The organism is Cyanobacterium sp. (genome assembly GCF_054166785.1).
This window is the reverse complement of the sequence record NZ_JBSZCP010000018.1, coordinates 30,938-56,212: the sequence shown is the minus strand read 5'-3', so window position 1 is coordinate 56,212 and position 25,275 is coordinate 30,938. Positions and strand designations below refer to the sequence as shown.

Below are 25,275 nucleotides of genomic sequence, written 5' to 3'. Positions count from 1 at the left end.
TCTATCGGTTTCTTGAAAACTTTAGAAAATAATACACACCATGCTTTCAACCCCAGAAGCTCTATTTTCCAGTGTCTATGACTACCATGGGTACTTTAAAAAATGTCTAATTGTGCAACTAACTTTGCGTTGCCCCCTCCGTTGCGAACATTGCATTGTCGATGCTAGTCCAGACAACCATAATGAGATGACTACGGCACAGGCTGTTAATTTAGTAAAAGAAGTGGCCCAGGAGGGAAATGTTGAAGTGCTTGTGTTGACGGGGGGAGAACCCTTTATCAATTTATCAAGACTTAGAACTGTTTTAGCCGTTGCCCAAGGGTATAATCTCAAAGTTGCGATGGTTACCAGTGCAGGGTGGGCGACAAGTTACTCTCAAGCCCGAAAAATTCTGGAAAGTTTACCCTCTGTGGCTAATTTATCCTTTAGTGTCGATAAATATCATCTTGATTTTGTCAAACTAGATCGAGTTAAAAGTGCGATCGAAGCAGCACTATCATTAAATATTGAAGTAGGGGCATTTCTCTGTTTAGAAAATGACAGTGATCAATTTTTAGCCTCCTTTAAAGAATTTTTGGGCGATGCACTATATTCCCAAATCAAAATCATTACCCAATATGTTCATTTAACAGGAAGAGCCTTAGAATCCCCCCATTTAGCTCAACAAATAGAGCGAGTCAGCCTCGAAGAATTGCCCAATATAGACTGCCCCACGGTTTCTGCACCCATAGCAATGATTGATGGTTCGGTGATGGCTTGTTGCGGAGATACTATCTCTGATGCCCATAATTGGTCTGCTCTAAAATTAGGAAATCTCAAGGAGGAAGATTTAACCACTATTTTAACTAGGGCGGAGGATAATTTATTGGTTCACGCTCTGCGATTATGGGGTCCTAAAAAGTTGGCGATGATTGTCATGGGGGAATTAGGATTTAATGTATTTAACGATTCATACGAAACACATAATATTTGTCATATTTGCCGTGCCGTTGTTACCAATGAGGAGGTTGTGGAGGCACTACAAAACTATTTGCATAAACCAGAAATAAAGGAACAGATAATTTTAGGACGTTTATTAAAGTTCGGAGAAAGTTCTTTTGCAACGAATTAATAATATCCATTTTTTTACAAAACTTACCTTTATTGCCCTCTAAATTCCTCAACTCTGGTAGGGGTGATTCAAAGTAGGGGTAATAATAAATCCGTAAATAAAAATATACCTTCGTTCAATTCATTGAACGATAAATTGTTAGCCTTGTAATTCATTGCAAGGCGGGAGTGATATACTCTAACATTCGGATTTAGTATAAATTTACATTTTGTTAGTTCAATTTATCGAACGTAAACCGTTAGCTGTGGTGTGGATTGCACAGCCCGAATCAGGCTCACAATTTACCCAACGTGTAATGAATTACACGTCTAATAGATCTCGTTAAATAAATTTAACTCTATTTTTCAGTAAAAATATTATGGTTATTAACCATATTTAATTGTTACCTCAGGCAAAACATTTGAATTATTTGCTAGAAGATCATATAGGATTGCTAAATATTAGAACGAGATTTTTTAAACAAATTTTATTAGTATTAAGGAAAAAAAGATGAGTAATAATTTCAGTTCTCAACTAAAAAATATATCAGCTTCTTATCAAGTTAATACTGCTTATTCTTGGTCTCGTTTATTTAATGCAGATCATCCCAAAGAAAGATTTATTAGATATTTAATTGAAGTATATCATTACATTAAGTATAGTTGCCCTTTTATGGAGTTAACTAGGGATAAATTGACAGAAGATCATTTAATACTAAAAAATTATTTGAGTGAACATATTGCAGAAGAAAAAGATCATGATTTATGGCTGCTCAATGACTTAAAATATTTGGGTTTTTCCCCTGACACAATTCGCAATAGCATCCCCAAAAGGGAAACCATGGCTTTGGTGGGTACTCAGTTATATCTTATCAATGAAGTTAACCCCGTTAGCTATTTAGGTTATATCTTTTATTTAGAAAGTAATCCTCCCACAACCAAAACTCTAAATTATTTATCTCAAGAGTTGGATATACCTGAGAGGGCTTTATTTACTTTGAAGGAACATAGTCAAGTTGATCCTACTCACATTGATGATTTAACTCAATTATTAGATCGTGATTTGTGGAGTGAAAAGGAAAAAGAATTGATTGCTTACAATCTACAAATTACCCTCGAAAATATATCTGATTTAGTATTGGCGATCGCCCTTGAAGATATAGAAAAAGTAATTAAAAAAGAATACAAATTTGTTTGAGATAAATCTACATTCGTCGAAATGCTATAATTTTTCGTTGAATGCATATTTTGGATAGATGGTAAATTTTGGCACAAGTAATTATTGAAAACCTTTATAAGAGTTATTCTGGCTCTAGGTCAAAACTATCTGGTAGTAATAGTATGGGGGTTATCTCTCCTGCTTCTATCCCCGTAGAGATGGAACAAAAAGAATCTAAATCGGAAGATAATACTAATGTCCTTAAGGGTATTAACTTAGAAGTTCGGGAGGGGGAATTTATGGTGTTGGTAGGCCCTTCTGGCTGTGGTAAAAGTACCCTACTACGATTGATTGCGGGATTAGAAGATATTACAGCAGGTAAAATATTAATAGGCGATCGCACTGTAAACAATTTACCACCAAAATCGAGGGATATTGCCATGGTATTCCAAAATTATGCCCTTTATCCCCATCTTCGGGTATATGACAACATCGCCTTTGGTTTACGGCGTATGAATCCTCATCGCAAAAAGTTTTCCCCCGCCGAATTTTTAGGTAATATTAGCCGTGCCTTACCCCCTCGTTTTCGTTACCTCAGTGGGGAAGAAAAAACCATCCAGAAAAAAGTATTAGAAGTAGCCCAATTATTACAGATTGATCATCTTTTAGATAGACTACCAAAACAATTATCAGGGGGGCAAAAACAAAGGGTTGCCCTAGGGCGTGCCATTGCCCGAAATCCTCAAACCTTCTTGATGGATGAACCTCTTTCCAATTTAGATGCTAAACTCAGGACGGAAACCCGCAGTCAGATTGTTACCCTCCAAAAACAATTACAAGTAACAACCATTTATGTTACCCATGATCAAACAGAAGCCATGACCATGGGCGATCGCATTGCTATCATGAATAATGGAGAAATTCAACAGGTAGCCTCACCCCTAGAAGTGTATCATCAACCCGCTAATCAGTTTGTGGCTCAATTTATTGGCTCACCCCCCATGAACTTTATCGAAGTTACTTTTGTAAAAGAAAAGTCCATGATTGTTCATCAATGTTTTAAAATAAATCTCCCTTCAAAATGGCTCGATATTTTTGTTAATTATAATTATGAAAAAGTTAATTTAGGTATTCGACCAGAACACTTTTTTTTAACCGATGATACCGCCGAATCTTTGTCCTGTACCATCAAATTGATTGAATCATTAGGTAACGAAACCTTATTAAATGTCATCTTAGATCACACAAATCAGCCTTTACAAGTTAGGATATTTGGAGATGAAATTTTTAAAGTAGGAGATAAAATTAATCTAGGAATTAACTTCGATAAAGTTAGCTTTTTTGACTCATATCAAGGTAAAAATATTAGTTTAAAATAAAATAAATAAAATCTAAAAAATACTGCTTTTATAAGACTTTATTAATTAAAAATGAAAAAAATTACTCACCAAGAAAACATTGATAAAATATGTTTATTTACCATAACTATTTGTACCATAATTATTGCCATATTAATCATCGGTAGTCGGGTATGTCCTAACGATATTTGTCTATTTAGAACGAATCCCCATGTGGAAAATTTCTCCTGGGACGATCGCACCATAAACTCCAATGATAACGCCTTTATTCTTGATTTTGACCGCCCCGTATCCCAAGAAAGTGTGGAGGACAATTTAGAAATTGAACCAGCTTTACCCGGTAGAATTAGTTGGGCAGGAAAAAGATTAGTTTATACTTTAAATAACGTTATTCCCTACGGTAGAAATTACCGTGTATCCTTAAAAAGTGCGAGGGAACAATTCCGAGGTAGAGAAGAATTAGGACAAGAAATAGAACCTTTTATTGGACAGTTTCAAAGTAGAGATAAAGCCTTTGCCTATGTAGGCAGTGATGGAGAAGAAGCGGGGAGATTAATTCTTAATAATACCACTAAAGAAAATCAAACTATTCTAACCCCAGAAAATTTGATCGTGGCAGACTTTCAATTTACCCCTAATACGGAAAAAATAATTTTTTCTGCTTCCGAAAAAGATAATAATCAAGACGGTATTAGAGACTTATCCATTTATGAAGTAACCACAGGTTTATCCGACGATGGCACCACTAAAATTCCAGGGCAACTAAAAACCATTCTGGGCAAAGATGAATACTTAAATAATAACTTTGACTTAGCAGGGGAAAAAGGGGAGATAGTAATAGTTCAAAGAATACGAAAAGATGACCCCACCGACTTTGATTTGTGGAAAATTGAAGAAGGTAAAATACCTCAAAAACTAGATACTGATGGTGGTAGCTTTATTGTAACTCCCGATAGAAGGGCGATCGCCATTGCCCAAGGGGAAGGAATTTCCATCGTGCCATTACAAAGACAAGAAGAAGATGAATCCCTCAACTTTTTACCCCAATACGGGCAAGTATTAACCTTTACAAGGGATGGCAGAGGTGCCGCCATGGTTAACTTCAACACCGACAACGCCGAATTACGTTATACCCGTTCATTATTTTATGTCAATAATCAAGGGGTAGAAAAAGAATTAGTAACCATAGAAGGCTCAATCGTTGACTGTGAATTTTCCCCCAACGGCAATAGTCTTTTTTGTCTCCTTACCGAATTAACCGAAACAGAAAGCCAATTCCAAGAAAAACCTTACTTTGTGGGTATCGATATTGAGTCAGAAAAGGTTATCCCATTACTCGCCCTTCCCCACTATCAAGACATCAAGATAAGTATAGCCCCCGATGGTTCAGGAATCCTCTTTGACCAACTAATCACAGAAAGTAACCTAACCTATGACACCATCATTAATAATATGCCCGCCGCTGAATTATTTAGTGACTCAGCACAGCTAATCTTAAGTAGTCGTCTTTGGATGTTAAATTTACCTAGCACAGACTCCCCCCAAGCATCCTTACAAGAATTACCCCTACCCGGTTTTAAACCCCAATGGAGTCCTTAAGAAGCAACGGTGGGCAATGCCCACCAAAATAGCCTAATTTAAGGAAGTGAAAAGATTCTCTAAACGAGATTTTGCCACGCCTTTTTTATGTAACAATAACCAACTTTGAATTAAATCAGGGCCATGTAATTCTCCCGTTAACCCAGCGCGTAAAGAGCGCATTACTAAACCCTTTTTAACCTTCAAATCCTTGGTTACTTGTTTAATAATTCCCTTAGCTTCTTCTTCTGTTAAATCCTCTGAAGTAGCGGCAATCACTGCACCTAAAACATTCTTTACCCCCTCTTGGGTAACAAAATCCTTAGCTTCATCACTCAAACTAATTTCCGAAGCAAAAAATAAAGCAGTTTCTTTTACCCCATCAGTTAAACGAGTCAGGCTAGTGGAAATTAAACCCGTTAACTCCAATAACCAATCCTTTTGGGTTTCCCCATCAAACTCATAACCAGCCTCTTGCCAATAGGGAATTAAAGCAGGTAATAACTCCTCTGGGGGCATGGTATGTAAATATTGACTGTTAATCCAGTCCAACTTATCCCAATCAAACTTCGCCCCAGCCTTATTTACCCTATCTAAACTAAACTGTGTGGCAGCTTCATCAAGGGTAAAAATTTCCTCTCCATCGGGGGAAGTCCAGCCCAACAAGGTCATATAATTGACTAAAGCAGGAGCGACAAAACCCATTTTTCTAAAGTCGTCAATGGAAGTAACCCCATCACGCTTAGAAAGTTTTTTCCCTTCCGTATTAAGAATTAAGGGAGTATGGGCAAATTCGGGAACTTGACCCCCAAGGGCTTGATAAAGTAGGATTTGTTTGGCAGTATTGGCAATATGGTCTTCTCCTCGAATCACATGGCTAATGTTCATGTCTATATCATCTACCACCACGGCTAAATTATAGAGAGGTTGTCCAAAAGCGTCTCCATCGGAAGCCCTAGCGATTACCATATCACCACCCAAGTCGCTACCTTGCCAGATTACTTTATCTCTAACTAAATCATTCCAGACAATTTGCTGATTATCTTCGATTTTAAATCTAATAACGGGTTTTCTTCCTTGGGCTTCAAATTCGGCAATTTGTTCGGCACTAAGGTTACGATGACGGTTATCATAACGGGGGGCTTGATTGCTGGCTTTTTGTTTTTCCCGCATTTCGTCTAATTCTTCAGGGGTGCAATAGCAAGGATAAGCCAATCCTTTTTCCACTAGGGTTTGAATGGCTTGACGATATTTATCTAGTCTTTCGGTTTGAAAAAAAGGGCCTTCGTCCCAGTTTAGTCCTAACCATGCTAAACCTGTTTTAATATTCTCAGTATATTCGCTTTTGGAGCGTTCTATGTCGGTGTCTTCTACTCGAAGGATAAATGTACCTTTTTGATTACGGGCATACAACCAGTTAAAGACGGCGGTGCGTGCTGTACCTATGTGTAAGTTTCCTGTGGGGGAGGGTGCTATTCTGACTCTAACTGACATACTATTTTTATATAATAATTTTTCTTTGCAATCTTTTATTTTATCCTACGGTGCATTGGTTTACTTTGTCCCATGGTAGGATTAAATGGAGTTTCCATTTATTATGATTTTTGTGCAATATTTTGATACATCAGTTTTAAAAGGTGCTTTATGGGGTGCGATCGCCGGAGATTTTTTTTCTTTTCATCCCCACTCACAACTATTTTTGAATGATGATTTTAATGGTTTTTCTGGTGCTTTAGAAATCGCTTTTTTGGGTTTTAAAAGGGTTAATTATGATGGTTTTTTTCATATTAACTGTTGGTTAAAAGACTTGGAAAATAATGGTTATGCTTTTAATAATTTAAGTTTCGTGGAAAGGGCGATCGCCCTTATGCCCTTAATATTACATTGTCACGACCATGAAGCAAAATTAGTAGATAGTTTAAGCGAGTTAAATAACATGGATAGTTACCAAAGTATCCTAGATCTTAATTTGATTATTAAATCAATCTTGAACAAAAAAGACAATTTAACTCTTAATAATGAGCTATTAGAGAATAATAAAAATCTTTATAAAATACAAGAATATATTAGTAATAAAGAAACTAATAGGGAAATAGAAAAAAAATTTAAACAAGACTATAAATCAGAAGAAATAAGTATTTATCAAGGAATTTATTATTTTTTATCCATGCCCAACTATGTAGAGTTATCCTTGCTCAGAAGCACCCATAGCACCAATCAAAACATATCAATTCTGACCGGATTCTTATTAGGCTTACATAACAGTTATTACGCCATTCCCTTATCGTGGAGAAAATATTTTCAGTTAATCCCCACAGTGAGAGAAAAAAATATAGACTTATTGAGTCAACAATTTATTGATACTTGGCAAGGAAAATATCTCTCTTTTGCCACCGTCCAAAAGAAGTAATTTCAGAACAATGACAAAAAAAAATAATAATCCCCAACTACCACCCACCACAGACATCGAAGTTGACCATAGCTTGAGGGCAACCATCGAAAAATGGTTTGAATACCCCATCACCGTTCACCCCCATCACACCGACTATGCAGGAATCGTATGGCATGGGAACTATATACCATGGTTAGAAGAAGCAAGGGTTGAGTATCTTCGTAGTATCGGTATCGATTACGCCGACTTAGTTAGTGCAGGTTGTGAATTGCCCGTAGTCGAGATAAATCTTCGTTATCATCAACCCCTGAAAATGGGACAAAGTGCGATCGTCAAAACCCGTGTAAATCAGATTCAAAAAGTAAGAATGCACTGGGATTACGAAATCGTTTCCTTCTCCTCCCAAGAAATGTATCTAAGCGGTAGAGTTACCCTTGTGGGCATCGATACCCAAAAAGGAAAAATTCTGAGAAAACTTCCCCCCATCCTAGAAGAAGCCCTAATCAAGATGTCATGACCATTTTCTTAAGATTGAGTGTAACAATTCTTTACGTTTATTCAGTTCCGTAGCCCTTGTGGATTATGCTATTGATTGAAGAAAAAATATTTTAAAATACAAAAAATACGGAGGTAAAATCCTTGACTCTTCCTCTTCTTAATTACACTCCCAGCTCTCAAAATTCTCGTGTAGAAGGATTTGAAGTTGGCGGAGATGAGCAACCAAAAATCTATAATGCAGAAAACTTACTTTTTGCAACAGACATGGACGATTTAATTGAGGCGGCCTATCGTCAAATTTTCTTCCATGCTTTTAAATCCGACCGTGAAATTGCCCTAGAATCCCAACTACGCAATCGCCAAATCACCGTCCGTGACTTCATTCGTGGCTTATTATTATCCGAAACTTTTAGAAACAGTTTTTACGAAAAAAATAGTAACTACCGCTTTGTAGAGCATTGCGTACAGAAAGTTTTAGGTCGTGACGTTTTCAACGAAAGAGAAAAAATTGCTTGGTCTATCGTTATCGCCACCAAAGGTTATAAAGGTTTTATCGACGAATTATTAAACTCCGATGAATACCTCGAAAACTTCGGTTATGACATCCTACCTTACCAACGTCGTCGTAACCTACCTTCCCGTGAACTCGGCGAAAGACCTTTCAACATCAAATCTCCCCGTTACAACGAATATCACCGCAACCAGCTTGGTTTCCCTCAAGTTATTTGGCAAAATCAAGTTCGTCGTTTTATTCCCCAAGAAAAACAAATCAAAGCAGGAGATCCCTCTGGCTATTTAGCTTTAGCCCGTAGCATTGGTTCTAAACCCACTCCCGCACCCCGTGTGTCTGCGATGAATATCAGCCTAGACAGAGTTCCTTATCGTAAATCATAAGGTTGTTTAGATAATCAGCAATGGGGTTTTGCCCCGTTGCCTTTTTTCTTTTTAGTAAAGATCATACTTCAATAACGTACAAGGAATCCCCCCATTATCCACGGGAATCCGTTGAGAAGTTCTCAAACCAATTTTCTTAGTAAGCTCCTTATTCCCACTAAGAATATAACCAGTCCATCCCTTAAATCTTTGCTTTAAAACATCCCCTAACAACTTATAAAGAGGAAATAACTGCTCTGTTTCCGAAAGCCTTTTACCATAGGGAGGATTACAAATTAAAACACCATGTTCCGCCGGTGCCTCCACATCCATTAATCTTTGATGATAAAACTTAATCTTATCGGCAAATCCACAGGCACGGGCATTACTCCTCGCTTGGATAATCACATCCTCCTCCGCATCACTACCCGTAATAATGGGCATGGTATCCCTTTCACTAGCTTCGGCCTCTCCAAATACCTTATCCCATAAATCTGGGTCAAAGTTAGTCCATCGTTGGAAAGCAAAATCCTTTCGATATAATCCTGGAGCAATGTTCAAAGCCATTAAAGTAGCCTCAATAGGAAAAGTTCCCGAACCACAAAGGGGATCAACCAATGGTAAATCAGGAGTCCAATCTGTCATGGATAATAATGCTGCCGCCAGAGTTTCCTTAAGGGGTGCTCTACCCATAGCAGGGCGATAACCTCGACGATGGAGACTTTCACCAGAACTGTCTAGGCTAAGGGTACATTTATTATGACGAATATGAGCATTAATAATTACATCAGGATTTTCCGTATCAATATCAGACCTAACCCCATACTTTTCTTCCTGTTGATCAACGATCGCCCTTTTCACCTGTAAAGCCGTAAAATGACTATGATTAAGACGAGGACTCTTCCCCGTACAATGAACAACTAAAGTCTGAGAAGGACTAAGAAAATCAGACCAGTCAAAACTCCTAACGCTGTCATAAAGCTCATCCGCATCAGCACTAGGCACAACTTTTAAAGTCCATAAAACCCGAAATATAGTCCTACTCCATAAATTTACCCGATACAATAACTCCTTATCCCCTTCAAAGTGGACTCCCGTAAAATCCGTCTTAACATTTTCCCCCCCCAACTTAATAATTTCTTGAGAAGCTATATCTTCCAAACCTCTGCCCACAGTGGCAAAATATTGATGAATCATTGATAATTAATTAATTTATTCTTTCTGCTAATTATCTTAATCTGCAAACAACACATCAAGAAAAACCTCCACAAAAATAAAACAAAAAAAGGATGCTCCAAAAAGCACCCTTAAATGTAGTATCTTATCCCCATGAAGAACGAAAAAAGATCATGCTAACGATCCACAGATCCCATAATTACATCAATACTACCGAGAATTGCCATCACATCAGCAACCTTAACCCCCTTGAGTAAATGGGGAAGAATCTGTAAATTATTAAAATCAGGAGCCCTAATTTTCCAACGCCAAGGGAACACATCATTGTTACCCACAATAAAGATGCCCAACTCACCCTTACCACTTTCCATGCGAACATAATGTTCACCCTCAGGAATTTTGAAAGTAGGAGCTACCTTTTTGGCAATGTACTGATATTGAAAATCATTCCATTCAGACTTTTTACCTTCTGCTAGGCGTTTAGCCTCCAAATTCTCGTAAGGGCCACCCGGTAAACCCGCCAAGGCTTGACGAATAATTTTAACCGACTCACGCATTTCCCGAATCCGAATCAAATAACGAGAAAAACAATCTCCAGCAGTTTCCCACTGAACATCCCAGTCAAAATCATCATAACATTCGTAATGATCAACCTTTCTCAGATCCCATTTTACCCCAGAGCCACGCAACATAGGACCAGATAAACCCCAGTTAATAGCCTGTTCACGGGTAATGGTACCAACACCCTCAACCCTCTTACGGAAAATAGGATTATTGGTAATTAGTTTTTCATACTCATCAACCTTGGGCAAGAAATAATCACAAAAATCTTCACACTTATCTACCCATCCATAGGGTAAATCCACCGCTACCCCACCAATGCGGAAATAATTATTGTTGATAAGGCGCATACCCGAAGCCGATTCCCACAAATCATAGATCATTTCCCGTTCACGGAAAATGTAGAAAAAAGGAGTTTGGGCACCCACATCCGCCAAAAATGGACCAAGCCAGAGAAGATGATTAGCTATGCGATTAAGCTCTAGCATAATTACCCTAATATATTGAGCCCTTTTGGGAACATCAATATCTGCTAACTTTTCAGGAGCATTAACGGTAATTGCCTCGTTAAACATCCCCGCAGCATAATCCCAACGACTGACGTAGGGAACATACATTACATTAGTACGGCTTTCCGCAATTTTTTCCATCCCTCGGTGCAAATAACCGATGACAGGTTCACAATCCACCACGTCTTCACCATCAAGGGTGAGAATTAACCTCAAAACCCCGTGCATGGAAGGGTGGTGAGGTCCCATGTTTAATACCATGGGTTCTGTTCTAGTTTCAATTTTAGGCATATAGCAAATTTATATTTTGATAATATTTCAACCTGTGAAACAATTTAGTCTGGAAATTCGACAATAACTTAGTCTCGATTCCTATTTATTAATTATCATTACTTATATTTTATAGGTTATTAGCCTTTTGTTTCCCATAGGGTTAGGTAAATACATCTTTACTTTTCTTAATAAATAACATAACATGTAAATCTAAGTTACAATCAGTTACTTAACTTTAATAAAATCAACAATAATACTTTTTTTATAATCATGACTATCCAATCTCAATCTAAAGACTCTAAAATAGAACAGCTACAAAGAGCCTATAATGCTGACCAACAGGTAAAGTATATTCACCTAGAAGCAGAAATCGATTTATTATTACATCAACTTCAAACTCAGCAAAATAAAATAAAATAATTACAGGATTAATCAAAATTCCTGTCTATCGAGAAATCTGACTGTTAATGGTTAACTGTTCGATTTCCGCCCAGCAACAAAAGCATCTTGGACATAAAAAATTGTCTTCATAAGTTTAACAAAAGGAGTAGTAGATAAAATTGTTAACCCTTGGTGTAAATATTGACCACGTGGCGACCATTCGCCAAGCCAGACGTACCGTAGAGCCTGACCCCATTGGAGCCGCCGTATTAGCCGAATTAGCAGGGGCTGATGGCATTACCGCTCACCTAAGAGAAGATAGACGACACATTCAGGATCGTGATATTAGGTTATTGAGGCAAACGGTGAGAACTCATCTAAATTTAGAGATGGCACCAACGGAGGAAATGATTAATATTGCCCTTGATGTGAAACCTGATTATGTCACCCTAGTCCCTGAAAAAAGGGAGGAAGTAACCACGGAAGGGGGCATTGATATTGCTAAAAATCTTAGTCGTTTTACTGATGTGGTTGAGAGATTACAGGGGGCTGATATTCCCGTAAGTTGGTTTATTGATGCTGATGAAGTGCAGATTGAAGCGGCTTCTAAAACCAAGGCTCTGTTTATCGAGTTACACACGGGGAAATATGCTGATGCTGAAAATAAAGAAATTGAAGCAAAAGAGCTAGAATCCTTAAAGGTTGGGACAAAACAGGCTCTTGATTTAGGTTTAAGGGTTAATGCTGGTCATGGTTTAACCTATTGGAATGTTTTCCCTGTGGCCTGTATCGAGGGTATGGAGGAGTTAAATATTGGTCATAGTATTATTAGCCGTGCGGTTTTGGTAGGTTTAGAAAGGGCTGTACGGGAGATGAAGTTGGCCATGAGAGGAGAACTTTAGTTAGGTCTCAAAAAAGTAGGTTTTTCTCGGAATTGACTTCAATATTCTCTTACTCTATGTCAAAAATAGGTGCGATCGCACTTGCTGTCCTAGTTTCTCTCCACTGCCAATGGTTATCTTGTCCATGATTTTTTATATCCTCAATAGTTTGGTCAATTAATTGAGGTATTTGCTCAAATTCAGAAAAGTTATAACCGATTTTGACGGGATAATTAACCTGATGATGAATTACGGGATAGTCAGAGGCGATAATATGGCAACCTGCCGAAGCAGCATCACTAATTACTCCACTGGCACGGTAAAAATAACGCTCTTTGTCGTAGTGAATGATTAGTATATCTATTTGTTGTAATACTTTTAAATAGTCTTCTTCTTTGGTGGTGTCTAACAGGGTAGCTTTTGTTTCGTCGAGATACTCTGGTTTTTGGTTTAAGGGTGTGCCGATGATTAGTTCACATTGATGCTTACTATCAGCAATATACTGTTGTATTTTATCAAGGATAAGGGCGATCGGTTTATCGGGGCGAATCATGCCCACTACCCCAATTTTGATAGTTTCATTCTCGGATAATCTTTCCCCTACCTTTAGCCTTGGTATAACTTCACTGATGATAGGATGAGGCATTAAATATTTACAATGGTCTGGAAATCTGAATTTTTCAGGAATTACATCATCATCAATTTCTAGCAGTACAACCTTTAAGTTTCTAAATAATTGTAGATATATTTTTAGATAAATAAAACCTAAGTATTTAATTTTACTATTCATGGCAAATTGTTGATTACCATGAAGACTCAGAAAGGTTAATTTTCCTCTCAATGCCAGTAATGGTAGTAAAAATAAACAATGTTGATTATAAAATTCAAATACAAAAATAGAGTCAATATCTTTGAATATAAACGCTCTTAAACCCATGGCAATATGCCGATATTCTCGTCTAATTTGTAAGGCAATTTGATAAGGAAATAGTTTACTAAATTTTAGTAACCAATTTGGTAATTCTGTTTCTAAAGAGAGAAATGCGATCGCACTTTTATTATATTCAGGGATTAACAGTAAATCTTTTAAACCATTGTGCATTAATTGCATAGTATTTTAGGAAAATATTTTTGCTCAATCAACTAATTTTAACTACTTAGCCTAATAAATTCCTCGAAATCTCGTCTATTGCTGAAAAATAAGATTAATTGGTAAAGGCGATCGCACCTATATGTAAATACTGAGAATCAACTCTAATGCTCTATCCTTTTAGTGTTTGATAATTTTGTTGAACTGTGCCATCATATGGAACAAACTAAATCTTAATAGTCCGATAAGTTGTGAAAAAAACTTTAATTTGTGGATTCTATGGTAATGATAATTTAGGTGATGAAGCCATGTTTTCGGGAATGATGACATTATTAAGCCGAAAAAATCAAGATTTATCTTTCTCCGTTTTATCAGATAATCCCTCACAGACAAGAAAACGTTTTCAAGTTCAAAGTTTAGAACGAAATAACAAAAAACCTCAATTTCAACTACAAAGATGGTTAGCATTTTTGGAAAATCGATATTTTATTTTAGGAGGAGGAGATTTACTGAGGGATACAGCTAAGTATTCCATTGCTAAAGAATGGTTAGGACATTTACAAAAGGCGATCGCCCTACGACATCGAACCTTAGTTTTAGGAATAAGTGTTGGTGAAATTAACAGACCAGAAACTAAACGTTTAATTCCTAAAGTTCTTAATCAAGTAGATTTTATTGGTGTCAGAGATCAACAATCCCAACAAAAACTCATAGAGTTAGGCGTAAATAACACTATTCATGTGACTAGCGATTTAGCATTAGAAGCATTGACCAATATTAATTTAGCACAGAAATCTTTTAACAATAAATCTATCAACATCGGAATCTCAGTTAGATTTTTACAGGGTAGAGGTTCTTCTTTGGATATATCTGGATATTCTAACTTACAAAAAGAAATAGCTGCGATCGCAGATTGTCTTTATGAAAAATATCAAGCACAAATTCATTTTTTACCTCTAAGAACTCATAAAAATATCTATCATTCACAAGACGATGATTATGTTAGCATATTAGAAATATTACGCTATAGCCGTTATTCAAACAATTTTATAATTCATCGTTATTTTGCTTCTTTAGATGATTTTTATCAAGTAATTTCTCAATTGGATTTAATAATCGGTATGCGTCTTCATTCCTTAATTATTTCTGCTGGTTTAGGAATTCCAATAATAGCAGCCCAATATGATCCGAAAGTTGAAGGTTTTATGGAAGAAATTGCTCAAGGCGATCGCTCTATTCCTTTACATCAATTTGAATTAAAATTGGTATTAGAAAAAGTAGAAAGTATTTTAAATAATCCACAAAAAGCACGTCAAGAAATAGAATTAGCCGTAAAAAAATATCGTCAGAAAATGCTTACTATAGAACCAGAAATTCACAAAATATTTAGTTTATAAAATATTGAAATTTATTTCTCGCAAAGAGTTTTATACATTTCTAATGTCTGATTACTTAATACTTCCCAACTTAATTTATTCAATGGAGCTACTGAAGAACGTTCATGGCTAAAACACCAAGATAATCCTTCTTGCAAAACTTCTACTGTTAAATCACCAGAATAGGTTTTCACCCAAGATTCTCCTATTTTTGATTTAAGTTCACCCATCGCTCCTTTGGCTGGAACTAATATTGGTCGATTATAGGAAAGAGCCAGTAAAGCACTGCCCGAGTTTAACACTTCCGTAAAGGGCAATACAACCAAATCTGCAGCATTTAGATATATTTGAACTTCTTGATTACTTATAAATTTTAACTCTAATTTTATTCTTTTATCTTCTTCTTTAACTGCTAATATTTCACGTTTTAATTGCTCATCGCTAGGTTTACCAGCTACTAACAAAGTTATATGAGAATTAGTTAGTTTTCTAAAAATACTAATCAAATGAGGTACATTTTTATAGGGTCGTATTAAACCAAAAAAAGCTATTACAGGGGAATCATTACTTAAATTTAGCTTTTTTCTGGCTTGTAACTGGGTTATATCATTTGGATAAGTGTTGCGGTAGTGTCCGTGATAAATGGTATAACTGGGGATATTACGAAGTAATGGAAAATGTTTTTGTGCAGATTTTTGACCTGTTTTACTCAAATTTATGTAGCCATCAAGTCTAGGAATAAAAGCACCCCAAAACCAAGTCGCTATTTTGGGATAAGGATTCTCATGATGTTTTAGGTTATGAACTGTCCAAATGATTTTTGTTTTTCTTAATCGCATCCAATCAATGATTGTCAACAATACCATCATTCTAATAACAGATGTTAACGAATTTGAATTTTCAAACACTTTTTCTAAAGGCCAGTGTAAGTGTAAAATATCATAGGAATTTATAATTGCTTTACTTACTGAAAAATCATCTATATTTACACCTTTTTTTTTCATTGGTGAATATAACAAACAATTATAAGGATTTTTGTAACAACTTCTAAAAGCTGGTAGAGCAATAATTCTCATTTTATTTTAATAATATATTTTTAGATTCTAACTAACACTATTTTTTCAAACAATAAAAGGGCTTATAAAAATGCTTTTTAAAATTGCCATTTCACAAGCTGTCACTGTATCATTTTTTAATAGATAATAGTTTTTTAGCCAATAAAATATCATTTTTCTGAAATCATTAATTAGATACGCAAAAAAAGCAAATGGTCTTTGATAGGGTTTTAATCTAATCATTCTAATATGGTGTCTTGTTAAACCTGAACCCCATGCTAAGGATATTAAATAATTTCTTTCCAATCGCCAAGCGGGAATTTTATGATAAGTAACAATTTGAGGTACATACCAAACCTCCCAACCTGCATTTTGTATATAGGATAATATTTCTATATCTTCTCCTTTGGTTAATAGAGATTTCCCATTTGGTCCTAATAAAAATAATCTTTCTGGTACAGCTTCTGACCAAGCCTTTTTAGAAATAATAATTCCAGCACCAGGGGGCAATACTTTTTGTTTATGGTCATTATAACAAAACTCTTTTTTCCCTCGATCAATAATGGCTAAATAAACAGCGATTTTTGAAAAGTCCTTTGGTGGTTCAATTTCAAAATCTGGTTTGATCACTCCTCCATAAGCACCTACATTAGGATATTTCTTAGCGAAATTAACAGCTTCTTCCACCCAATTTAGCTCTGGAATATTATCGTCATCAAGAAAACCGACAAAAGTACCTTGGGCTTCATTAATCGCTCTTTTTCTGGCAGTTGAAGCTCCTTGAATCGGTTCGAAAAAATATTTTAAGGGATAAATTTTGTCCCATTCTGATTGGTATTCTTTAATAATTTTGGCAGTGTTATCTATACTATTATTATCTATTACGATGATTTCCCAATCAATATTTTCTGTGTTTATCTGTTGTTTTAATTTATTTAAAACATCAGGCAAGGTTTTTTCTGCATTGTATGCTCGTATAGCAACGGTAAAATCAATCATAACTAAATATTAGCTGAGGAAATTAAATATATTGTAAAACCTTTTTTCTGATTATTAACTTGATTCTTCAGGGAAAAAAGCAAAGATCAGTTATCCTAGAAAGCGTAAAGTTTTGCATGGACACTAGGATATATCCATGGGTGGAGAGGGTAGAAAATCCCCTGATTGGGAGAGAATTGAAAGGGCGTTGTCAGTAGAAAGGGAATATGGCTACAAAAACTTGAAGGGGAATCAATATCGTTTCCATGAATTTCTCTGTCTTAGTTTTGGGGGCATTCCCCCTGTGTTAAATTTGATGATTGCTTTTAAGTGGCAAAGGGTAGCCAAGGAGTTTGCGGAATATCCTCAATTAACTTTACAAGAGAAAAAGGATTTGATTGCTTATGTGGAAGGATTTATTGATGAAGTAAAGGAAAAACAAAAGGAAGAAGCTGAAAGGAAAGAGGCTATCAAAGAGGACAATATAATACCTTTTCCCTCTAAGGTGGAAACTGTTGCTGTTACTCCCAAGGTGAAAGAAACTGTTGAGAAGATTACTTTAGATAGTCCTGTTATTAACTTGAAATGTGTTAATAATCGGCAAAATAAGTTGTTAGAAAAACTTGGGATTTATAGAGTTAGGGATGTTTTATTTTATTATCCTCGGGAGCATATTGATTATGGTAATAAGATTGCGATTAAGGATTTGGAAGCAGGGGAAACAGTTACCGTGATTGGTACGGTGAAAAAATGTTCTTGTTTTAGTAGTCCAAAAAATAAAAAATTAACTATTCTTAGTCTTGTTATTCGGGATAAGACAGGAGACTTGAAAATAAGTCGTTTTTTTGCGGGAAATTATTACGGTAGTAGGGGATGGCAGGAGAAGATGAAGCGCTCTTATCCGATGGGGGCGCTGATTGCGGCTTCGGGGTTGGTGAAAGCAAATAAGTATGGCATTACCCTTGATAATCCTGAGTTTGAGGTTTTGGATTCTGGGGGAGGCAGTATCAATTCTCTGAAAATTGGTCGGTTATTACCTGTATATCCTCTCACGGAAGGGGTGGCGGCGGATTTGATTCGTAAGGCGGTGGTGGAATGTTTACCAACTTTATCGGCAATTGATGATCCTCTACCAATTAATCTTAGAAGGCAATATAGCTTAGTGAATTTGCAAAAGGCGATCGCCCATATCCATTATCCAGACAACCAAAAACAACTTACAGAAGCTAGAAGAAGACTAATCTTTGATGAATTTTTCTACCTGCAACTAGGCTTTTTAGAAAGGAGAAAACAAGATAGGCAAAACCGCCAAGCCTCCCCCTTCATCCCCCAAGGAAAACTCATTGAAGAATTTAACCAATTACTCCCCTTCCAGCTAACCGATGCCCAACAAAGGGTAATCAACGAAATCGAAACCGACTTAGAATCATCCTCCCCCATGAATCGCCTTGTGCAAGGGGATGTAGGCTCAGGAAAAACCATCGTCGCCGTTTTTGCTATCCTTGCCGCCCTTCAATCAGGGTATCAAGCCGCCCTCATGGCGCCCACGGAAGTATTAGCAGAACAACATTACCGCAAGATAGTACAGTGGTTTAACCTGCTCCATTTGCCCGTAGAATTGCTCACAGGGTCAACTAAAACCGCCAAACGGAGAGAGATCCATTCCCAACTCCAAAGCGGAGAATTGCCCCTTTTAATTGGCACTCACGCTCTGATTCAAGATCCCGTTAAATTCCGTAATTTGGGGCTAGTGGTAATTGATGAACAACATCGCTTCGGGGTGCAACAACGAGCCCGTCTGTTAGCCAAAGGCAAAGCCCCCCATGTCCTCACCATGACAGCCACCCCTATCCCCCGCACTCTCGCCCTCACCCTTCACGGAGACTTAGACGTAAGCCAAATTGATGAACTTCCTCCCGGTAGGCAACCTATTCAAACAACGGTATTAGCAGGAAAACAGCGCACCCAGGCCTATGAATTAATTAAAAGAGAAGTAGCCCAAGGCAGACAAGCCTATGTAATTTTTCCTATGATTGAAGAATCCGAAAAACTAGATGTCAAAGCCGCCGTTGTCGAACATGAAAAATTTACCGAAAAAATCTTCCCCGATTTTCAGGTGGGCTTACTCCATGGGCGAATGTCTTCCGAGGAAAAGGAAGCTGCCCTCACCGCTTTTCGGGATAACCAAACCCAGATAATTGTCTCCACCACCGTTATCGAAGTGGGGGTTGATGTACCCAATGCTACAGTTATGTTAATTGAAAATGCCGAGCGTTTTGGTTTATCACAATTACACCAATTAAGGGGTAGGGTAGGTCGTGGTAGTCACAAATCCCATTGTTTACTAATTAGTGGTAGTAAATCTCCTGATGGCATCCAAAGATTAAAAGTATTAGAACAATCCCAAGATGGCTTTTTCATCTCCGAGATGGATTTACGGTTAAGGGGGCCTGGGGAGGTTTTAGGCTCTCGTCAATCGGGGTTGCCAGACTTTGCCCTTGCTAGTTTAGTGGAAGATCAAGAGGTGTTAGTATTGGCAAGGGATGCGGCGGAAAAGATTTTGTTACAAGATAAATATATGCAGGATGGCTCTAGTTTAAAAAATGAATTGGCAAGACGTTATCAAAAGTTAATCGGTAGTGAAATGTTAACTTAGGTAGTGGTGATTGGGGGGATAAAAATTAATGGTTAATTGTCTATTGTTCATTATCAATTTTTACTACAACCTGAATCAAAAAAACAAGTTAAAGTATAGGTGTTAAGTTTTATGAAGACTGAGGTCGGTTTATGTTAGAACTCTATCAATTTGAATTATCGCAATTTTCTGAAAAAATACGTTTAATACTCGACTACAAAGGACTGGAATATAAAAAAATTGAAGTCACCCCCGGTATAGGGCAGTTAGAGGTTTTCAAAATCTCTGGACAAAGACAAGTACCTGTTTTAAGAGATGGTGATACGGTAATTAGTGATTCTACGGAAATTGCTTTATATTTAGATCGTAAATATCCCGAAAAACCTCTTATTCCTTCCGATGCAGTGGCTAGGGGGCAATGTTTATTGATGGAAGAATGGGCGGATGAGTCTTTAGGTTTAAAAGGACGTAAAACTTTTTTGGGCGCCCTTAATCAATATCAAAGTTTCCGCACTTGTTTTTTACCTAATAACACTCCTGATTTATTAAAAAATCTTGTGGGTGCTATTCCGGGAGACTTTTTAGGGGCTATTGGTAATGATATGTTTAAGGAAGCTGAAAGAGGTTTGAAACAGGATTTAGAAGCCCTTAGTTTAATTTTACAAAATCAACCTTATTTGGTGGGTGATGAACCTAGTTTGGCGGATTTGACGGTGGCTGCCCTTAGTACCATTATTAAATTCCCAGAGGTGGCTTATTATGATGTGCCGATGGATATTGCGGGTAAAGGTATTCCAGGTTTGGCTGATAATAGTGCCTATGAGCCTTTCTTTACTTGGCGCGATCGCCTTTATGCCCAATATCGTCAACCTTTAGATGATTCGAACCGTAGTAATGGTAGTAGTAATGGGGATGATAGCAAACCTACTTCCATCGAAATTGAATAATTATTAAGTATTAGAGGGCGTTGTGATGCGCCCTTTTTTTGTGGGATAAATAGTAAAAATGTTGGAGGTTAAATATTATTAATGGTTCAATACCTTGTTTTTTTGACGATTTCGACGGGTTTATATGCTTTGTTTGGGTTAGGGCTAAATTTACAATGGGGTTTTACGGGGTTAATTAATTTTGGTCATGTGGCATTTATGACCATTGGGGCTTATACTACTGTTTTACTTAGCCTCCAAGGGGTTCCCATTTTTTTAGCGGTCATCATTGGCATTGTGGGGGCTTCTATACTGGGTTTGTTGATGGGGGCTTCTACCCTCCGATTACGGGAAGATTATTTGGCTATTGTCACCATTGGGGTAGCTGAGTTTCTGCGTTTGGTGGCACAAAATGAGGAGTGGTTAACTAGGGGAAATTTTGGTATCCAAAGTTATCCGTTACCTTTTGGCTCTTTTCAACCTAATTTTGCAGGGAAGTTAATGATGATTTTTATTTTAACTATCTTAGCTATTTTTGTAATTTGGCGTTTATTTATTAACATTAAACAACAGCTAAAAGGAGGAAAAGAAGTACAGGGAAAAAGTTTTCAATATTCCAAAGCTAGGGATGTTTATATTAAAGGATTTATTACTTTTTTATTGGTTTTAATTACGTACATCAACGGTGCGATCGCCCTTTATAACTACACTTATAAATCAGGATTAATGTTATTAATATTAATAGCATTGGGAGCAGTTTATTATGGATTAGATTTATTAGTTCATTCCCCCTGGGGTAGAGTTTTAAAAGCTATCAGGGAAGATGAAGAAATCCCTAAAGCACTAGGGAAAAACGTTTTTTGGTACAAACTACAAGCCTTTATGTTGGGAGGCGGAATCGCTGGTTTAGCAGGTTCTTTTTATGCTTGGCAATTTACCACCATTTATCCTAGTAGTTTTGAATCTTTAATTACTTTTAATGCTTGGATTATTATTGTAGTCGGTGGTGCTGGAAATAATGCAGGAACGATTCTTGGGGCGGTAATTTTTTGGGCTTATGAATCTTTAACTAGATTTATTTCTGATAATTATGACTTCATTACTACGGCTCAATTAAGTTCTTTAAGAATGATGATTATTGGTTTAGTTTTAATGGTATTAATTGTGTGGAGACCCCAAGGAATTTTGGGTAAAAAAGGTGAACTATCTTTAGGAAAATAACCATAAAAAAACCCCCAAAAAGGGGGCATTATTTAGATTATAAAATCTATGCTAAAGCAGGAACGGCCTCTTGCCAACGTCCTACGGCTTTACCGAAGACAGCCAATTCCTTAACCAAAGCATCGAAAGCATCGGGGGTTAAAGATTGAGGGCCATCGGATAACGCCTTAGCAGGGTTGGGGTGTACTTCAATCATTAATGAATCTGTACCCGCTGCGATCGCACCTTTTGCCATAGCAGGAACATACTCAGACTTACCAGTACCATGACTAGGATCAATCATAATAGGTAAGTGAGTTAGAGTTCTCAACACAGGTAAAACAGATAAATCTAACACATTACGGGCATAAGAGCGATCGAAGGTACGAATACCACGCTCACACAAAATCACATTAGGATTACCCGCTGCCAAAATGTATTCCGCCGCCATCAACCACTCATCAATGGTGGCAGACATACCCCTTTTCAAGAGTACAGGCTTAGGTTGAGCGCCTACTTTTTTGAGGAGAGAGAAATTTTGCATATTTCTTGCCCCAATTTGTACCACGTCTGCATACTCAGAAATTACATCTAAATCTGCGGTATCCATAACTTCGGTAATAATACCCAGACCACTAGCATCTCTAGCAGCAGCTAGCAATTCGAGCGCACTTTCACCATGACCTTGAAACGCATAAGGAGAAGTTCGAGGCTTGTATGCACCACCCCGTAAAAACTTAGCTCCCGCCGCCTTGACTCTAATCGCCGTTTCCACGATCATCTCTTCATTTTCAACGGAGCAAGGCCCTGCCACAATAGCGATAGGATTATCTCTACCAATGGCTACATCTCCATTAGGAGTAGAAATTACAACCTCACTAGGTTGTCCATGGTGATATTCCAAACTAGCACGTTTGAAAGGTTTTTCAACCCTCAACACACTCTCAATCCAAGGACTAACTTCTTGAATTTGTTCACGATTAAGGGATGCGGTTTCGCCTACCAAACCGATAATCACCTTAGTTTGTCCAACGATTTTTTCGGGTGTTAAACCCCAAGAACCTAACTCCTCGCTTACACGGGTAATTTCAGGCTCGGGAGTACCGACTTTCATTACAACGATCATAATTAATATACCTATTTATTTCATTATCAACTGTCAACTCAAATATTGATCAGTCTTTTAATTGATTTTTGGCTTCTCTTGCTTCTTTGGCTTCCTGTCGAGCGGCGCGCCAAGCGGACAACATCCTACCGACATTAAGAGAAAACTCTTCTGTGCCCAGCAAAGTACCTACTCTTCCCTCATCCCACGAGGTGGAGAAAATGCCATAACTCAAACCTAACACACCTAACCCAAATAAGCCCAAACTGACTAATAAAACGGCGGTGTTAGGAATTTTTAACCATTCTTGGGTAACAACTAAATAGAAAACAAAAAAGGAAGATATACCTAATCCAGTGGGGATGCCACTAAAAATAGCCATTCTCCGAACCATTCTTTTGCTGACTTCTTCAGGGATTTCCTTTAAAGATGCTTCTTGCTTTTTGTTCCTTTTTCCAGTGTCTTTGGTAGGCTTAACACTGGCTTGGGATTTACTTTGGGCAGGAGGTTTTTTTTCTACCTTTTCTTTCTTGGTCTTTGGTTCAAAGGGTAATGGTTTTCTTTCAGAAGGAGATGGCATAGTTAATATATTTCTCTTTTTAATTCCTATTTTTAACCACGAATACCTAATTTTTTGATTAAATCTTGGTATCCTTGGGGATCTTTTCTTTTGATATATCCTAACAAACGTTTACGTTTACCAATGATTTTTAGAAGACCACGACGGGAAGAGTGATCTTTTTTGTTAACTTTTAGGTGTTCGGTTAGTTGGCTGATTCTGGCACTTAAAAGGGCAACCTGTAAACTAGAAGATCCAGTATCGGTTTCATGGGATTGATATTGACCGATGATTTCTTGTTTTTTCTCTTGGGTTAAACTCATTTTTCCTAATATTTTTGAAACTGCAACCTCCAATTATATCACAAACAAACAATTGAGAATTGAGAATTGATAATGGATAATAGGTAGGTAAAATCAATGGTGTTTTAGGAATTTTTTTAGGTTATGCGGATATTTATCAGTACGGGGGAAGTATCGGGAGATTTACAAGGGGGGCTGTTGACGGAGTCTTTGTTAGGGCTAGGTAAATCTTTAGGAATGGAGATGGAAATAAGTGGTTTGGGGGGCAAAAAAATGGCGAGCGCAGGGGTTAATTTAATTGCTGATACTACGGCCATTGGCTCGGTGGGTTTGTTGGAATCTTTACCTTTTATTATCCCTACTTGGCGGGTACAACGGTTGGCAAAAAAACATTTACGGGAAAATTTGCCTGATGTGGTGGTGTTGATTGACTATCTTGGCCCTAATTTGAGTATTGGTACTTTTTTGAAGGAGAATTTTCCTGATATTCCTGTGATTTGGTATATTGCACCACAGTTTTGGGTGTGGACTCCCATGGAACAAAATGTTAATCAATTAGTCAGTGTAACTGATAGGTTATTGGCTATTTTTCCCGAGGAGGCTAAGTTTTATGAGCAGAAGGGGGTTTCTAGTACCTATGTTGGTCATCCTTTGATAGAAAAATTTAGGGATAATCTTTCTCGGCAGGAGGCTAGAAGTAAGTTGGGGATTGATTCTGAGCAAAGGGCGATCGCCCTTATTCCCGCTTCAAGAAAACAAGAGTTAAAATATCTTTTGCCTGTGATGCTAGAAACGGCCCAAGAAATTCAAAAACAAGTAAATGGGGTTAAATTTTTTCTCCCTGTTTCCCTGCCCCAATACCGCCCACAGATAGAGTCGATGATCAACAAATCAGGATTAGATATTACCCTCTATGATGGGGATAGTTTAGATTTATTTCCTGCCCTCGATTTAGCCATTACCAAATCTGGCACCGTTAATTTAGAATTAGCCCTATTAAAAATTCCTCAAGTAGTTATCTATAAAGTAAATCCTTTTACTATTTGGGTAGGGAGAACATTTTTAAAATTTTCGATTCCCTATATGTCCATGGCTAACCTCATTTTAATGGAGGATATTGTTCCTGAATTGTTACAAGAAGAAGCTACCGTTAGTAATATTATTCAAGAATCCCTTGATTTATTGCTAAATGGCGATCGCCAAAAACTTCTCCAAAATAACTATCAAAGAATAATAGACAGTTTAAACCAAGGAAATCCAAATACATCAGCTACCCAAAAAGTAGCCCAAGAAATTATTAACTTTAGTAAAAAATAATAAA

Annotated in this window: 23 protein-coding genes; 14 read left to right on the top strand and 9 right to left on the bottom strand. The window is 37.2% G+C overall.

Features of this window, described 5'->3' with window-relative positions; genetic code table 11:
• Positions 1–40 precede the first annotated feature (40 nt).
• From ACXITR_RS02730 to ACXITR_RS02715, 4 genes are all read left to right on the top strand, one after another.
• Entirely contained in the window at positions 41–1,111 is a 1,071-nt protein-coding gene (locus ACXITR_RS02730; protein WP_457995698.1) for a radical SAM protein, read from the top strand.
• Between the two features lie 489 nt (positions 1,112–1,600).
• Entirely contained in the window at positions 1,601–2,287 is a 687-nt protein-coding gene (locus ACXITR_RS02725) for an iron-containing redox enzyme family protein (RefSeq protein WP_457995697.1), read from the top strand.
• Between the two features lie 68 nt (positions 2,288–2,355).
• Positions 2,356–3,627 (top strand): ABC transporter ATP-binding protein, encoded by a 1,272-nt coding sequence (locus ACXITR_RS02720; protein WP_457995696.1) that lies wholly within the window; start codon positions 2,356–2,358, stop codon positions 3,625–3,627.
• A 51-nt stretch (positions 3,628–3,678) separates the two neighbouring features.
• Positions 3,679–5,205, top strand: coding sequence for a hypothetical protein (locus ACXITR_RS02715; RefSeq protein ID WP_457995695.1), 1,527 nt, complete (start codon positions 3,679–3,681; stop codon positions 5,203–5,205).
• Between the two features lie 33 nt (positions 5,206–5,238).
• On the opposite strand, the gene gltX is transcribed toward ACXITR_RS02715, so the two are convergent.
• Complete coding sequence (gene gltX / locus ACXITR_RS02710) at positions 5,239–6,678, bottom strand: glutamate--tRNA ligase (RefSeq protein WP_457995694.1); 1,440 nt, start codon at positions 6,676–6,678, stop codon at positions 5,239–5,241.
• A gap of 85 nt (positions 6,679–6,763) precedes the next feature.
• Here gltX and ACXITR_RS02705 point away from each other — a divergent pair, with 85 nt between their 5' ends.
• The 3 genes from ACXITR_RS02705 (at position 6,764) to ACXITR_RS02695 (ending at position 8,968) form a co-directional block, all read left to right on the top strand.
• Entirely contained in the window at positions 6,764–7,594 is an 831-nt protein-coding gene (locus tag ACXITR_RS02705; RefSeq protein WP_457995693.1) for a hypothetical protein, read from the top strand.
• A gap of 10 nt (positions 7,595–7,604) precedes the next feature.
• The gene (locus ACXITR_RS02700) at positions 7,605–8,093 is read left to right on the top strand and encodes an acyl-CoA thioesterase (RefSeq protein WP_457995692.1); all 489 of its coding nucleotides are present in this window, start codon (positions 7,605–7,607) and stop codon (positions 8,091–8,093) included.
• Positions 8,094–8,215: 122 nt separating this feature from the next.
• Positions 8,216–8,968, top strand: a complete 753-nt coding sequence (locus tag ACXITR_RS02695; RefSeq protein WP_457995691.1) for a phycobilisome rod-core linker polypeptide — start codon at positions 8,216–8,218, stop codon at positions 8,966–8,968.
• Between the two features lie 51 nt (positions 8,969–9,019).
• Here the strand turns inward: ACXITR_RS02695 and ACXITR_RS02690 are convergent, their stop codons facing one another.
• Together ACXITR_RS02690 and ACXITR_RS02685 are read right to left on the bottom strand one after the other, a co-directional pair.
• Positions 9,020–10,144 (bottom strand): THUMP domain-containing class I SAM-dependent RNA methyltransferase, encoded by a 1,125-nt coding sequence (locus tag ACXITR_RS02690; protein ID WP_457995690.1) that lies wholly within the window; start codon positions 10,142–10,144, stop codon positions 9,020–9,022.
• A 155-nt stretch (positions 10,145–10,299) separates the two neighbouring features.
• Positions 10,300–11,484: an NAD(P)H-quinone oxidoreductase subunit H gene (locus ACXITR_RS02685; RefSeq protein WP_457995689.1), complete on the bottom strand. Its 1,185-nt coding sequence runs from the start codon at positions 11,482–11,484 to the stop codon at positions 10,300–10,302.
• Positions 11,485–11,736: 252 nt separating this feature from the next.
• On the opposite strand from ACXITR_RS02685, the gene ACXITR_RS02680 reads away from it, so the two are divergent.
• Together ACXITR_RS02680 and ACXITR_RS02675 are read left to right on the top strand one after the other, a co-directional pair.
• Entirely contained in the window at positions 11,737–11,886 is a 150-nt protein-coding gene (locus tag ACXITR_RS02680) for a hypothetical protein (RefSeq protein ID WP_457995688.1), read from the top strand.
• A 140-nt stretch (positions 11,887–12,026) separates the two neighbouring features.
• Positions 12,027–12,749: a pyridoxine 5'-phosphate synthase gene (locus ACXITR_RS02675; RefSeq protein ID WP_457995687.1), complete on the top strand. Its 723-nt coding sequence runs from the start codon at positions 12,027–12,029 to the stop codon at positions 12,747–12,749.
• Positions 12,750–12,798: 49 nt separating this feature from the next.
• Here ACXITR_RS02675 and ACXITR_RS02670 read toward each other — a convergent pair whose 3' ends face one another.
• Positions 12,799–13,839 carry a hypothetical protein gene (locus ACXITR_RS02670; RefSeq protein WP_457995686.1) on the bottom strand — a complete coding sequence of 347 codons (1,041 nt, stop codon included), beginning with the start codon at positions 13,837–13,839 and terminating at the stop codon, positions 12,799–12,801.
• Between the two features lie 230 nt (positions 13,840–14,069).
• Between ACXITR_RS02670 and ACXITR_RS02665 the strand changes: the two genes are divergently transcribed.
• Positions 14,070–15,215, top strand: a complete 1,146-nt coding sequence (locus ACXITR_RS02665; RefSeq protein ID WP_457995685.1) for a polysaccharide pyruvyl transferase family protein — start codon at positions 14,070–14,072, stop codon at positions 15,213–15,215.
• 11 nt (positions 15,216–15,226) lie between these two features.
• On the opposite strand, the gene ACXITR_RS02660 is transcribed toward ACXITR_RS02665, so the two are convergent.
• Positions 15,227–16,270 carry a glycosyltransferase gene (locus tag ACXITR_RS02660; protein ID WP_457995684.1) on the bottom strand — a complete coding sequence of 348 codons (1,044 nt, stop codon included), beginning with the start codon at positions 16,268–16,270 and terminating at the stop codon, positions 15,227–15,229.
• 45 nt (positions 16,271–16,315) lie between these two features.
• Positions 16,316–17,248 carry a hormogonium polysaccharide biosynthesis glycosyltransferase HpsE gene (gene hpsE / locus ACXITR_RS02655; RefSeq protein ID WP_457995683.1) on the bottom strand — a complete coding sequence of 311 codons (933 nt, stop codon included), beginning with the start codon at positions 17,246–17,248 and terminating at the stop codon, positions 16,316–16,318.
• 136 nt (positions 17,249–17,384) lie between these two features.
• On the opposite strand from hpsE, the gene recG reads away from it, so the two are divergent.
• The 3 genes from recG (at position 17,385) to ACXITR_RS02640 (ending at position 22,009) form a co-directional block, all read left to right on the top strand.
• A complete protein-coding gene (recG, locus tag ACXITR_RS02650; protein WP_457995682.1) occupies positions 17,385–19,883 on the top strand; it encodes an ATP-dependent DNA helicase RecG in 2,499 nt (832 codons plus the stop codon).
• A gap of 131 nt (positions 19,884–20,014) precedes the next feature.
• Positions 20,015–20,809 carry a glutathione S-transferase gene (locus ACXITR_RS02645; protein ID WP_457995681.1) on the top strand — a complete coding sequence of 265 codons (795 nt, stop codon included), beginning with the start codon at positions 20,015–20,017 and terminating at the stop codon, positions 20,807–20,809.
• An 81-nt stretch (positions 20,810–20,890) separates the two neighbouring features.
• Positions 20,891–22,009, top strand: coding sequence for a branched-chain amino acid ABC transporter permease (locus tag ACXITR_RS02640; protein WP_457995680.1), 1,119 nt, complete (start codon positions 20,891–20,893; stop codon positions 22,007–22,009).
• 46 nt (positions 22,010–22,055) lie between these two features.
• Here ACXITR_RS02640 and aroF read toward each other — a convergent pair whose 3' ends face one another.
• The 3 genes from aroF to rpsO are packed head-to-tail and all read right to left on the bottom strand — an operon-like array spanning position 22,056 to position 23,975.
• Positions 22,056–23,114, bottom strand: a complete 1,059-nt coding sequence (gene aroF, locus ACXITR_RS02635) for a 3-deoxy-7-phosphoheptulonate synthase (protein ID WP_457995679.1) — start codon at positions 23,112–23,114, stop codon at positions 22,056–22,058.
• A gap of 49 nt (positions 23,115–23,163) precedes the next feature.
• Complete coding sequence (locus ACXITR_RS02630; RefSeq protein ID WP_457995678.1) at positions 23,164–23,673, bottom strand: photosystem II biosynthesis protein; 510 nt, start codon at positions 23,671–23,673, stop codon at positions 23,164–23,166.
• Between the two features lie 32 nt (positions 23,674–23,705).
• Positions 23,706–23,975, bottom strand: a complete 270-nt coding sequence (rpsO, locus tag ACXITR_RS02625) for a 30S ribosomal protein S15 (RefSeq protein ID WP_457995677.1) — start codon at positions 23,973–23,975, stop codon at positions 23,706–23,708.
• Between the two features lie 123 nt (positions 23,976–24,098).
• On the opposite strand from rpsO, the gene lpxB reads away from it, so the two are divergent.
• On the top strand, positions 24,099–25,271 hold the full coding sequence (gene lpxB / locus ACXITR_RS02620) for a lipid-A-disaccharide synthase (protein WP_457995676.1): 1,173 nt from the start codon (positions 24,099–24,101) through the stop codon (positions 25,269–25,271).
• Positions 25,272–25,275: the final 4 nt, after the last annotated feature.